At 39.6% G+C, this 11,587-nt stretch carries 14 protein-coding genes and 1 other annotated feature; of the genes, 11 read left to right on the forward strand and 3 right to left on the reverse strand.

The features are described from left to right. Positions 1-888 precede the first annotated feature (888 nt). Together Q0A12_RS04455 and Q0A12_RS04460 are read left to right on the forward strand one after the other, a co-directional pair. Entirely contained in the window at positions 889-1,719 is an 831-nt protein-coding gene (locus tag Q0A12_RS04455; protein WP_291291470.1) for a Cof-type HAD-IIB family hydrolase, read from the forward strand. Positions 1,720-1,981: 262 nt separating this feature from the next. After that, complete coding sequence (locus Q0A12_RS04460; RefSeq protein WP_291291471.1) at positions 1,982-2,491, forward strand: QueT transporter family protein; 510 nt, start codon at positions 1,982-1,984, stop codon at positions 2,489-2,491. Positions 2,492-2,579: 88 nt separating this feature from the next. On the opposite strand, the gene cbpA is transcribed toward Q0A12_RS04460, so the two are convergent. After that, positions 2,580-3,218 (reverse strand): cyclic di-AMP binding protein CbpA, encoded by a 639-nt coding sequence (gene cbpA / locus Q0A12_RS04465; RefSeq protein ID WP_291291472.1) that lies wholly within the window; start codon positions 3,216-3,218, stop codon positions 2,580-2,582. 157 nt (positions 3,219-3,375) lie between these two features. Here cbpA and rpmG point away from each other — a divergent pair, with 157 nt between their 5' ends. The 5 genes from rpmG to Q0A12_RS04490 all read left to right on the forward strand — a co-directional run bounded on the left by rpmG (position 3,376) and on the right by Q0A12_RS04490 (position 6,862). Continuing rightward, on the forward strand, positions 3,376-3,528 hold the full coding sequence (gene rpmG, locus Q0A12_RS04470) for a 50S ribosomal protein L33 (protein ID WP_005472365.1): 153 nt from the start codon (positions 3,376-3,378) through the stop codon (positions 3,526-3,528). Positions 3,529-3,540: 12 nt separating this feature from the next. Continuing rightward, positions 3,541-3,711 carry a preprotein translocase subunit SecE gene (gene secE / locus Q0A12_RS04475; protein ID WP_291291473.1) on the forward strand — a complete coding sequence of 57 codons (171 nt, stop codon included), beginning with the start codon at positions 3,541-3,543 and terminating at the stop codon, positions 3,709-3,711. Between the two features lie 121 nt (positions 3,712-3,832). Then, positions 3,833-4,375 (forward strand): transcription termination/antitermination protein NusG, encoded by a 543-nt coding sequence (nusG, locus tag Q0A12_RS04480; protein ID WP_291291474.1) that lies wholly within the window; start codon positions 3,833-3,835, stop codon positions 4,373-4,375. A gap of 129 nt (positions 4,376-4,504) precedes the next feature. Beyond that, positions 4,505-5,881: a DUF1576 domain-containing protein gene (locus Q0A12_RS04485; RefSeq protein WP_291291475.1), complete on the forward strand. Its 1,377-nt coding sequence runs from the start codon at positions 4,505-4,507 to the stop codon at positions 5,879-5,881. Between the two features lie 81 nt (positions 5,882-5,962). Then, complete coding sequence (locus Q0A12_RS04490) at positions 5,963-6,862, forward strand: alpha/beta fold hydrolase (protein ID WP_291291476.1); 900 nt, start codon at positions 5,963-5,965, stop codon at positions 6,860-6,862. 117 nt (positions 6,863-6,979) lie between these two features. Here the strand turns inward: Q0A12_RS04490 and sdaAA are convergent, their stop codons facing one another. Both sdaAA and sdaAB read right to left on the reverse strand, forming a co-directional pair. Continuing rightward, a complete protein-coding gene (gene sdaAA / locus Q0A12_RS04495; RefSeq protein WP_291291477.1) occupies positions 6,980-7,855 on the reverse strand; it encodes an L-serine ammonia-lyase, iron-sulfur-dependent, subunit alpha in 876 nt (291 codons plus the stop codon). A gap of 13 nt (positions 7,856-7,868) precedes the next feature. Next, positions 7,869-8,534, reverse strand: coding sequence for an L-serine ammonia-lyase, iron-sulfur-dependent subunit beta (gene sdaAB, locus Q0A12_RS04500; protein WP_291291478.1), 666 nt, complete (start codon positions 8,532-8,534; stop codon positions 7,869-7,871). A gap of 299 nt (positions 8,535-8,833) precedes the next feature. On the opposite strand from sdaAB, the gene rplK reads away from it, so the two are divergent. The 4 genes from rplK to rplL all read left to right on the forward strand — a co-directional run bounded on the left by rplK (position 8,834) and on the right by rplL (position 11,243). Continuing rightward, complete coding sequence (gene rplK, locus Q0A12_RS04505) at positions 8,834-9,256, forward strand: 50S ribosomal protein L11 (protein ID WP_003127077.1); 423 nt, start codon at positions 8,834-8,836, stop codon at positions 9,254-9,256. A gap of 104 nt (positions 9,257-9,360) precedes the next feature. Further along, positions 9,361-10,050, forward strand: a complete 690-nt coding sequence (gene rplA / locus Q0A12_RS04510) for a 50S ribosomal protein L1 (RefSeq protein ID WP_291291479.1) — start codon at positions 9,361-9,363, stop codon at positions 10,048-10,050. Between the two features lie 64 nt (positions 10,051-10,114). Then, positions 10,115-10,241 (forward strand) — a sequence feature (ribosomal protein L10 leader region). A gap of 74 nt (positions 10,242-10,315) precedes the next feature. Beyond that, positions 10,316-10,816 (forward strand): 50S ribosomal protein L10, encoded by a 501-nt coding sequence (gene rplJ / locus Q0A12_RS04515; RefSeq protein ID WP_003127079.1) that lies wholly within the window; start codon positions 10,316-10,318, stop codon positions 10,814-10,816. A gap of 55 nt (positions 10,817-10,871) precedes the next feature. Next, on the forward strand, positions 10,872-11,243 hold the full coding sequence (gene rplL / locus Q0A12_RS04520) for a 50S ribosomal protein L7/L12 (RefSeq protein ID WP_003127081.1): 372 nt from the start codon (positions 10,872-10,874) through the stop codon (positions 11,241-11,243). Positions 11,244-11,587: the final 344 nt, after the last annotated feature.

Below are 11,587 nucleotides of genomic sequence, written 5' to 3' on the forward strand. Positions count from 1 at the left end.
ATATATTACCAGTAATGGCCAAAAATACTACAGAGGAATATTTAGACAGTGCACCGATAGTATTAATAGCAGACAGAAAAATTATCGAAATGGCTAAAAAAAAGTTGGAAGTGAGCTAGCTGATGGAGCATCACTCATTCGTTTGCTATGGGGTAAATAGATCGGTTATTTTGTATAACGAAAATCAGCAAGTTGTCGAATTTGTCGTAAATATTGCTACGTATCAGGACAAGTTTAATGATTTAAAATAGGCAACAAAAGATATACTAAAAAAGAATTCACAAAAGATCGATTTCAAAAAATAGAAACAAACGAGTGATTCAGTTAATACCGGAGAATTCGTTTGTTTCTTTTAGTTCATATACCATAGAAGTGAACAAAAATGTTTGCTTTCATGGTTGCCCGATTCATGATAGAAAATCTTCTCTTGAAAAACAACTAAACTAAAGCTAGGAAATCCTTTATTTATTGATAACGATTGACTTTCTATTCCCATTCGTTAGACAATGCGATTAGATTAAGTACAAAGGACACAATGGATTTTCATTTATTAGGTGGTGAGTTTACCCTAAAAATCGTTTTGATTATTTTTGAATGAAAGCAAGTCGATTGTTTCAATTCGTTTTGATGTTGCTGATGTTTGAACTGCTGGATTAAAGAATGGCGCGATAAACTTTGCTGATCAAGAAGATGCCAGAGTAAAAAACTGGTCTCGAAAAATTTGCCTACCAAAATATGACTTGCAGAAATGGACAAGATGGACATAAGGGCACCATACAAAGCAAGTACGTTGGTTGACGCATACTTTATCATTGATTAAAAATCCACTGCATTCAATCGTCAAGAAGATTTAAGCATCTTCTATTAAGTGCGAAGGAGAGAAAATTTATGAAGCAAAAAATTAAATTGGTCATGAGTGATATTGATGGAACGATTCTCGATGATAATCACTTGGTGGATACTAAGCTTCTTTCAGCTATTCAACAACTAAAAGCTAAAAAGATCCCTTTTGTTCTATCATCTGCCAGATCACCTAAAGGAATGTACGACATTGCTAAGGAGCTGGATATTTTAGATTTTCCTATTGCTTGTTATAACGGTGCACTAATTTTGGAAAACGCGGAATATTCTACCAGCAAATCTATTTTTAGCCATGAGTTGGCTTATGATGAAGTGCTTCTATTGCTTGATATCATCAAAACAACATTCAAAGCAATTTCGATCAATCTATACTCAGGTGCGGAATGGTATGTGGATGAATTGGATCAATGGGCTAAAATTGAATCGGACATAACAAAAATAAAGCCAAAGATACAAGACTTGCAGTTGTTGTTAATGGAGAAAACCTTACCCATTCATAAATTATTGTTGATTGGAACACCACAAGAAATTAGGGCATTAAAAGAAGAGTGTGAGAAATTTCATTTGCCTACCTGTGCCTTCTATTTATCAAAAGAGAATTATCTTGAGGTAACCAATCACGAAGTTTCAAAAGATAAGGCCCTAAGAGAATTGGCGGACTATTACCAAATACCTCTAACAGCAACGATGGCTATTGGAGATAACTATAACGATGTTCCAATGTTAATGTTAGCAGGTATCGGTGTTTCTATGGGGAACTCCCCTCAAGAAGTAATCGAGTGTTCAGATGTAAAAACACTATCAAATAATGATCATGGCGCTTCTCGTGCGATTTTAAATCTTATTATGGAAGAGTGAAGGCTCAGGGAAAAGGGGTGAGGTTGAAGAGGAAAATTAGAAAAAGTTTCAAAAGCCATCTGTTTTCATTGATTTTAAAAGATTCGTTCACAAAACATTCTCATGATTTCACTAAAGTGAGGTAAAGAGAAACCGATTTTAATTAAACCTATTAGAAAGCTTGCTAAATCAGTAATCTTCTGTATAATATAGGACTGTGCATAGCGCATCGCGGTTCATCAACCATCCCGCGTAATCAAAACTCGGAGAAAGAAGGGATCAAATGGATAAATCATCCACTTTATCAAACCAACGGTTACGAGTGATCGTTGCCAATGGCTTGATCATGGCACTGTATGTTGCAGTGACAGTATTAGTAGCCCCAGTAGCGTCTGGAGCGATTCAGTTTCGTGTCTCAGAAGGACTGAATCATCTGGTAGTCTTTAATAGAAAGCTAATGTGGGGTGTTTTTGGCGGAGTTGTCCTATACAATTTATTTTTTGGTATGGGGATTCTGGATGTTGTCTTCGGTGGGGGGCAAACGTTGCTGGCATTATCAGTAATGGCCTTATTACAAAAGAAGATACCGAATGTTTTTGTTCGTTTAGCACTTAATACGATTTTCTTTTCATTAAGTATGTTCTTGATTGCTATTATGCTGCATCTGACTTTAGCATTACCATTTTGGGCGACTTTTGGTACAACAGCACTAAGTGAGTTGATCATTATGACAATCACAGCGCCTTTGATGTATATCGTGAATGCAGGAGTTCGCTTCGATAAGCGATTCTAACCAATAACTTGTTTTTTGCTTTGATGGTTCTCAAAAAACAAATAAAGATCATTTCTACCGTAGTATTCTGGTAGAAATGATCTTTTTATTACTCTGCATTCAAATCTTCAATTTCAACGACTTTGAAGTTCTTGGCTTCTAACTGATAAATGATTTTATCGCAAAGTTCTTTTGAAGTATTTGCTGGCAAAGTAATCAATGTCCGGCGGATAAATTCATCTTTGCCGATGTCCAATGTAATACAGCTGGCAATACTGCTATACTTAGCGATGATCTTAGTGATGATCGCAAGATCGCCTTGTGTACCAGTTGAAGCAATAGTCAGCACATAGCTTCCTTGCTCGACATTCCAAGATTGTGACAGCATATTCAATAATGAACTGTGGGTCAAAATCCCATAAAACTCATTGTTTTCATCTAAAACTGCAATGTATGGCAATTCTTTGATCGTGAAAAATACTTTAAAGAATGAAGAATTGACATAAATAAATTTTGTCGCATTTTTTAGTAGGTATGTCACTGGCAATGACATATCCCCACCATTCGATTTGTGACGATAGATATGCATTTTATAGATGTTTCCTCGGAAGATTTTGCCGGATTCATCTAAGATCGGTACACAGCGATAGCCGGATTCTTCTAAAATTTCCAAGGCTTCTTCTAAAGTGGCTGTTTCTTTGATCGTGGTTAAGTCGCGTTTTTTGTAAACCATCGTTTTTAGTAACATCATATTTCCCTCCCAAATACCCAATTCACCTCTCTATCATACCATAAAATCAGCAGAAACTATATTTTTGCGTAACAAAATCTAAAATTGACACTTTCGCTGAAAAATGGTATTTTTAACTTTGGAAAACTTTGTATGAAGGGGGAGGACATCAGAAATGGCAACAAAAAAAGCAGCTTTGGCTTGTTCTGTCTGCGGATCCCGCAACTATTCGAAATCAGTCAGTGAAGGAAAAAAAGGCGATCGCCTTGAAATCAACAAATTTTGCAAATACTGCAACCAATACACATTGCATCGTGAAACGAAATAAGGAGGAACGTTGATGAACTTTATGAAGAATGTTTTCGCTGAAATGAAAAATGTTTCTTGGCCATCAAGAAAGCAATTACGCAGAGATACTTTAGTTGTGATCCAAACAACTATCATCTTCGCAGTGATGTTTTTCGTGATGGATACACTGATCCAAACCGTTTTTGACTTGATTTTGAAATAAGCAGGTCTTGATGATCAGCAACTAGTCAAGCCAAACAAATCGTGGTATAATCGTTTTGAGGAAAAACTTCGGGGCAACTGAGGTTTTTTTATTTTACAAAAAGATAGGGAGACCGAATACAATGGAATCTTTTGAAAAAAATTGGTATGTCTTGCATACGTATTCCGGCTATGAAAACAAAGTAAAAGCAAACTTGGAATCACGGGCACAAAGCATGGGGATGGGCGATTTTATTTTTCGTGTTGTCGTACCAGAAGAAGTTGAAACAGAAGAAAAGAATGGGAAAAAGAAAGAGATCGTTCACAAAACATTTCCCGGTTATGTCTTAGTTGAAATGGTCATGACGGATCAATCATGGTATGTCGTACGTAATACACCAGGGGTTACTGGGTTTGTCGGCTCTCATGGAGCAGGAAGTAAACCAGCGCCGCTTTTACAAGAAGAAATCAACTCTATCTTGCGTTCAATTGGTATGAGTACGCGAACCGTTGAATTAGAAGTTGAACTGGGGGAAACAGTCAAGATCATCGAAGGTGCCTTTTCTGGACTGGAAGGTCAAGTTGCCGAGATCGACGAAGAAAAACAAAAATTAAAAGTCAATATCGATATGTTTGGTCGGGAAACAAGTACCGAATTAGATTTTGAGCAAGTAGATAAAATCTAATGATAAAACAGTAGTGTTTTTTGTCAAAATCGTGTAAGATATATTATATAAGAGAGTGATAGCGGACCATTTTTTGGCCCGCTGTTTTTATCTCGACGAAAGAAAGCGTTTTATATAAAAGGGGGTCCTATGAGAAAAATTCTTGCATCACTCCAACAACGACGCCTTTTCGAGAATCATCAGGAAAAAAGAGGCGTGATTTCTGTACATAATGGCTACAGCTTGCTGTTTGCCTTTAATCTGTTTTTGCTGCTTGCGGCACTAATCTTTATGCAGCCCCAAAAGTTGCCAAGTGAATTCCTGCAAATCATGTTTTCAGAAAGCCATTTAGTGACAGATTATGTAGCATTGACTTCTGTGGGCGGCGGGTTATTCAACGCAACGGTGATGACATTTGTGGCAATTATCATCTGTTATCATTATCGTGTGCCAGTAACTGGAGGAATGATATCTGCTGTGTTCATGGTGACGGGATATGGTTTCTTTGGTAAAAATCTCTTCAACTTCATCCCTATCTTTTTAGGTGTCCGTCTTTATTCTTATTTAATGAATCAACCCCTCAAGAAATATCTTCTGATTGCTTTGTATGGTTCTTCTGTTTCACCTATCGTTAGTTTTTTTGCATTCAATGAATCTTTTACTTATTTTGGTCTGTTTATCGGTTATCCGATTGGTATCTTGACTGGCTTGATCATGGTCCCATTAGCGCTTCATTTTCAAGCATTATTCAAAAAAGTAAGTATCTATAGTGCCGGATTTACATCAGGCATGATCTGTACGATGGTGGCAGGCATCTGTCGTATGTTTGGGTTTGATATCGAATTGCGAACCATCGTATCCCAAAGCCCGAATCTTCCGCTGGTCTTTTTAATGGTGTCGCTGTCATTGCTGATGATCGTTTATGGCTTGGTGATGGCTATTAAACGCAAGCGATTGAATATGCGAGCCATTTGGTCTCATAGCGGTCAAATCGAGTATGATATTTTACGGGAAAGCGGCGTCTACAATACGATGATCAATATGGGATTGATGGGGATTTTGTTGATGAGCTACGTAAGCATGATAGGTGTCAGCCTCAATGGACCCATCGTGGGGGCGATGTTTTGTGTTATTGGTTTCTCAGCTTGTGGTGCCCATGTCTTTAATGCACTGCCATTGTTTGCGGGTGTCCTATTAGCAAATATGTTAAATATCTATGCGATCACCGAAACCGTAACAGTGACCGCAGCGATTTTTGCCATGATGCTCTGTGCTGTGACCAATGCTTATGGCTGGAAAGGAGGGATGATCGTGGGCTTCATCCATACCTCGATGGTGTTGAATATCGACGTTCTGCATGGCGGGTTAAATCTTTATAATAACGGATTTTCTGGAGGTTTAGTAGCCATGATGATCATTCCATTACTCGATTTTTTCCAGCAAGTTGCTACCCTCTCTTTAAACAAAAAAGACAAGAAAAAACGCAAAAAAGAGACAGCAGCGCAACAAGTAACAGCGGAAGAGTGACACTTTTTAGAAAGGATCAGCTGTGACTTGTTTCTTCTTTCAAAAGGGATTATACTAGAACCCAATTTGGAGGGACGAAAAATGAAAAAATGGCTCTTTCTTTGTTTGGTTCTTTTTCTTAGCGGCTGTCAAGGGACAGCGCATACCGATGCTGCAGCCCCACAAAGTTCTCAGCAGCAACAGGAAACGACTGCTTCCACAGAAACGTCAGTAACGGAAACTATTCAGAAAACAACGACACCAACACTTTTTGTTCATGGCTATCAAGGAGGACCGGCATCCTTTGGTGGTATGTTACAGCGCTTTGCTCAAAAAGATTGGGTCAGTAATGAAATGGTTCTGACGATTTCACCAGATGGAACGATTTCGACGGAAGGACAGCTTTCAAAAGAAGCGGTAAATCCGACGATTCAAGTGTTGTTTGCAGATAATCAAAATAATGAATGGAATCAAGCGGAGTGGATCAGACAAGCGTTGCTTTATTTGAAAAAGGCCGGGGTAGATCAAGTCAATTTAGTGGGACATTCCATGGGAGGGGTCAGTGGTTTTCGCTACCTCACGACCTTTGGAGAAATGAGTACGACGGATGGGATCGATCCGGCACTCCCTAAAGTAGCTAAATTTATAGCGATCGGGGCACCTTTCAATGAATTTATTGATACAAGTTCGCAGCAGACGGTGGCTGATTTACTATCGAAGGGACCGACAGAAACATCTCCTCGTTATCAGGAATTTCAAGGACTGATCAAGGAAAGCAATCATCCGCTTTCTATTGAACTGATTGCCGGACAATTGTCAGATGAAGATTTATCGGATGGAACTGTACCCACCACCAGTGCCTTAGCGATTAACCACTTATTGACAGCAAACGGCTATTCTGTGACTGAGAAAATTATTGAAGGATCGCAGTCACAACATAGCCAATTGCATGAAAATCAAGAAGTAGACGAAGAGATTGCTGCTTTCTTGTGGGAAGATTAAGGAAACGGCAACATAAAAAAATAGAACGATCCGAAAGATTGGGCGAGTTGTTTTGCGTATGTGCGCTGAAAAACAGCTCGCCATCTTTTGGATCGTTTATTTAGTAAAGCAGATTTTTTAGTGTTCGGCTGCGTCCAAAATTTGCGCCTGCAGACGTTGCGCTGTCGGGGTTGTGGCCAATCCACCTTCTGCTGTTTCTTTAAAAATGCTTGGCATTTGGCGTCCGACTTGATACATCGCATGGACGACTTCATCTGGAGGGATCACACTTTCGATTCCTGCTAATGCCATATCAGCTGAAATAAAGGCTTGTGAAGAACCGAGGGCATTTCGTTTCACACAGGGAACTTCAACCAATCCGGCAACAGGATCGCAAATCAACCCCATCATATTCTTTAATGTAATGGCTACTGCTTGAGCCGCTTGATGGCTACTGCCGCCTTTGGCACAGACAAGAGCAGCTGCTGCCATAGCGCTGGCAGAACCAACTTCCGCCTGACAACCGCCTTCTGCTCCGGATATCGAGGCATTGTTGGCAATGACTAGTCCAAAGGCTCCAGCGGTAAAGAGAAAATCGATTTGTTGTGAACGGGACAACTGCAATCGATCGCGAACAGCCATCAGCACACCAGAGACAACACCGGCACTACCAGCCGTAGGAGTGGCACAAATCAATCCCATTTTGGCATTGACTTCATTGACAGCAATCGCGTTTTGAACCGCTTGTAAGATCGTCTCACCACTTAAAAAATCTCCCGCTTGGATATACTCATTCATCCGTGTGGCATCGCCACCGGTGAGTCCAGTTACGGAGGTCACACCAGCAACCCCTTCAGCAACGGATTGTTCCATGACTGTTAAGTTTTTATCCATCAGTGCAATGACTTGTTCCCGAGTACGCCCTGAGTTTTCGCATTCGATCGCGATCATCATCTCTGCAATCGATGAATAGTTTTTGCTTTGAAGAACAAGATCTTCAATCGTATAAAACATGATGAAGCCTCCTTTAATCGAAATAGGCCGCACTATAAACGTGGGGCAGTGCTTTGATTTGTTGCGCCAATTGATCATTTCGTTCATCGACTTCAATGATCATGATGGCTTTTTCTCCCTTTGCTTCTCGTGTAACGGTCATTGTACCGATATTGATCTGTGCCTCTGAAAGCAGGTGGGTGACTTGAGCCACCATTCCCGGTACGTCTTGATGAACGATCACATAAGTAGGGGTGCCTAAAGTCAATGAAATTTTGAAGCCATTCAATTCAGAAATTTGAATATTCCCGCCGCCGATGGAAATACCGGTGACAGACATTTTACGTTCTCCTTTGGTCAAGATCATTTTCACCATATTTGGATGTTCCGCTTTTTCATTTTTAGGAACAAATAACACTTCTAATCCTTTTTCGTAGGCAATCTTTAACGAATCGGCAAGTCGATTGTCATCTGGCTCCATGCCGAGTAACCCGCCAACGAGGGCAATATCTGTTCCATGACCACGATAGGTTTTAGCAAAAGATTCATATAAAAGAATGTCAACACTATCTGGCTGTTCGCCAAAGATGTTGCGTACGATTTTGCCGATTCGGGCAGCGCCTGCGGTATGGGAACTACTAGGACCAACCATGATCGGCCCGATAATATCAAAGACACTACGGTATTTTAAAGGTTCCATTCTATTCACCTCATTGTAATTGATGGGAGAAATCCAGATGTAGTTTAGCATAAAAAAGGGGAAATAGGGCAATGAGAATAGCAGTATGGGATTTTTTTAATCTTTTTGGTATTTTAGAAAATTTGACTGTAAAAAGTAAAAAAAAGTGAAAAGACTTCTTGCAAATTTCTTTTGAGATGCTATAATATTTCAGTGTGCATTATTCACACGTTTTTTGTGTGCGCACATGATTCACTAAAGTGGGAGGAGAAATTTGGATCTCCAATTAACCACATCACGGACTCAAGGAGGTATGTCTCGTGGCAAAAAAAGTAGAAAAAATCGTTAAATTGCAAATTCCTGCAGGTAAAGCAACACCAGCTCCGCCAGTAGGTCCTGCGCTAGGTCAAGCGGGTATCAATATCATGGGATTCACTAAAGAATTCAATGCACGTACAGCTGATCAAGCAGGTTTGATCATTCCAGTAGTGATCTCTGTATACGAAGACCGTTCATTCACATTCGTTACAAAAACACCACCAGCAGCAGTATTGTTGAAAAAAGCAGCAAACGTTGAAAAAGGTTCAGGCGAACCTAACAAAAACAAAGTTGCTAAAGTTTCACGCGATCAAGTAAAAGAAATCGCTGAATTGAAAATGGAAGACCTAAACGCAGCTGACGTTGAAGCAGCTATGCGCATGGTTGAAGGAACTGCACGAAGCATGGGGATTACTGTAGAATAATTTTTACAGACCCTAAGGAAGTAGCTTCTCAGTCGGCTCTATATTGAAAAATATGGGACACGTGGGAGGTTCTACCGTTATAACCACATCAAGGAGGAAACAAAATGGCTAAAAAAAGCAAAAAAATGCAAGAAGCATTGAAAAAAGTTGACGCTACAAAAGCTTATTCAGTTGAAGAAGCAGTAGCTTTGGCAAAAGAAACAAATATTGCAAAATTCGACGCAACGGTTGAAGTTGCTTACAAACTAAATGTCGATCCTAAAAAAGCGGACCAACAAATCCGTGGTGCGGTCGTATTACCAAACGGTACTGGTAAAACTCAAACAGTTTTAGTTTTTGCGAAAGGTGAAAAAGCCAAAGAAGCAGAAGCAGCTGGTGCTGATTTCGTTGGAGACGACGACATGGTTCAAAAAATCCAAGGCGGATGGTTTGACTTTGATGTTGTTGTTGCAACACCGGATATGATGGCAACTGTTGGTAAACTTGGTCGTGTTTTAGGCCCTAAAGGTTTAATGCCAAACCCTAAAACTGGTACAGTTACAATGGACGTAACAAAAGCTGTTAACGAAGTAAAAGCTGGTAAAGTAACTTACCGTGTTGACAAAGCTGGTAACATCCATGTACCAATTGGTAAAGTTTCATTTGAAGACGATAAATTAATCGAAAACTTCAAAACGATCCACGAAACTTTAGTAAAAGCAAAACCATCTGCAGCGAAAGGTCAATACATGAAAAACATTTCTGTAACGACAACTTTCGGACCTGGTATCCATGTAGATCAAGCTTCTTTCTAATTTGAATAGAAAAAATTAAAACTTTTATTGACTTGGCTGCCTTATCTATGGTAAGGTAGTCAAGGTTAAAAGTTTAACTGTACCGAAGACAGTAGGTGACGCAAGTCTTAATTTCCTACCGAGGACGTTTATTGAGAAACTTCAATAGTCCCTCTATGTCTACGGTGGCATAGAGTTTTTTTGTGTTTATCTCTCGATAAAGACAAATGAGAACAGTATTGTTTTCTTGAAACTCTTCCATCAAAATCAGGAGGTGAAATTTAAAATGAGTGAAGCAGCTATCGCTAAAAAAGCCGCAATTGTGGATGAAGTGAGTGAAAAATTCAAAGCAGCCGCATCTGTAGTAGTCGTTGACTACCGTGGATTGACTGTTGACGAAGTAACTCGTCTACGTAAACAATTACGCGACGCAAACGTTGAAATGAAAGTTATCAAAAATTCTATCCTTTCACGTGCTGCTGAACAAGCTGGTCTAGAAGGTCTTGGTGAAGTATTCACTGGCCCAACTGCCGTAGCATTCAGTAACGAAGACGTTGTCGCACCTGCAAAAATCATGAATGATTTTGCTAAAGAGGCTAAAGCATTAGAAATCAAAGGCGGTATCATCGAAGGCAAAGTTTCTTCTTTGGAAGAAATCACAGCTTTGGCAAAATTGCCAAACCGCGAAGGACTTCTTTCAATGTTGCTATCTGTGCTACAAGCACCTATCCGCAACGTGGCTTACGCTGTCAAAGCAGTGGCCGAAAAAGAAGAAGATGCAGCTTAATTGCCGCATAATCACACTATAAACTAAACTATTTAATTAAATGGAGGAAAACAAAATGGCATTGAACATTGAAAACATTGTCGAAGAGCTAAAAGGCGCGACAATCTTAGAATTAAACGACTTAATTAAAGCTATCGAAGAAGAATTTGGCGTATCTGCTGCTGCTCCTGTAGCTGTAGCTGGTGGAGCTGGCGACGCTGGTGCTGCTGAAGAACAAACTGAATTCACTGTAGAATTGACTGCAGCTGGCGACCAAAAAGTTAAAGTTATCAAAGCAGTTCGTGAAGCAACTGGCCTAGGCTTGAAAGAAGCTAAAGCTGTAGTTGACGGAGCTCCTTCAGCAGTTAAAGAAGGCATCTCTAAAGACGAAGCTGAAGCATTGAAAGCTGCTTTAGAAGAAGTTGGCGCTTCAGTAACAGTTAAATAATTATTTCTAATTATTATGAGCTAGAATTCCTTTTTGATAAGGGTTCTAGCTCTTTTTTTGTTTTTTGACCATCCTTCTGACCATATATTTAGAAACGAAGGTAGCTCGGGAATTTTTCAGCAGAGATCTCTTTTTTGTTAGATGAGCATAGCTGTTCATCGTTGTCTGTATATCAGAGAGCTCGAGATGTGATCTCACTTTTTGTATTGATAAGCCAGTTTCAAGGAATAGACAACAGTGTGGATGACGAAATCCCTGAATAATCGCTTTTAATCCACTTTTCTTCCAAAGCTTTCATTCTTTCCGATTCGTAATGGTATAATACATGTAACATAGAATAAGAC

The sequence above is a fragment of the Enterococcus sp. genome, from assembly GCF_022711995.1.
Lineage (GTDB): Bacteria > Bacillota > Bacilli > Lactobacillales > Enterococcaceae > Enterococcus_D.

Excerpts from the sequence above, each read along its gene's own strand:
- nusG (WP_291291474.1), top strand. The coding sequence starts at position 3,833 with ATGGAATCTTTTGAAAAAAATTGGTATGTCTTGCATACGTATTCCGGC.
- rpmG (WP_005472365.1), top strand. The coding sequence starts at position 3,376 with ATGGCAACAAAAAAAGCAGCTTTGGCTTGTTCTGTCTGCGGATCCCGC.
- rplA (WP_291291479.1), top strand. The coding sequence starts at position 9,361 with ATGGCTAAAAAAAGCAAAAAAATGCAAGAAGCATTGAAAAAAGTTGAC.
- secE (WP_291291473.1), top strand. The coding sequence starts at position 3,541 with ATGAACTTTATGAAGAATGTTTTCGCTGAAATGAAAAATGTTTCTTGG.
- Q0A12_RS04455 (WP_291291470.1), top strand. The coding sequence starts at position 889 with ATGAAGCAAAAAATTAAATTGGTCATGAGTGATATTGATGGAACGATT.
- sdaAB (WP_291291478.1), bottom strand. The coding sequence starts at position 8,534 with ATGGAACCTTTAAAATACCGTAGTGTCTTTGATATTATCGGGCCGATC.
- sdaAA (WP_291291477.1), bottom strand. The coding sequence starts at position 7,855 with ATGTTTTATACGATTGAAGATCTTGTTCTTCAAAGCAAAAACTATTCA.
- Q0A12_RS04460 (WP_291291471.1), top strand. The coding sequence starts at position 1,982 with ATGGATAAATCATCCACTTTATCAAACCAACGGTTACGAGTGATCGTT.
- Q0A12_RS04485 (WP_291291475.1), top strand. The coding sequence starts at position 4,505 with ATGAGAAAAATTCTTGCATCACTCCAACAACGACGCCTTTTCGAGAAT.
- Q0A12_RS04490 (WP_291291476.1), top strand. The coding sequence starts at position 5,963 with ATGAAAAAATGGCTCTTTCTTTGTTTGGTTCTTTTTCTTAGCGGCTGT.
- cbpA (WP_291291472.1), bottom strand. The coding sequence starts at position 3,218 with ATGTTACTAAAAACGATGGTTTACAAAAAACGCGACTTAACCACGATC.
- rplL (WP_003127081.1), top strand. The coding sequence starts at position 10,872 with ATGGCATTGAACATTGAAAACATTGTCGAAGAGCTAAAAGGCGCGACA.
- rplJ (WP_003127079.1), top strand. The coding sequence starts at position 10,316 with ATGAGTGAAGCAGCTATCGCTAAAAAAGCCGCAATTGTGGATGAAGTG.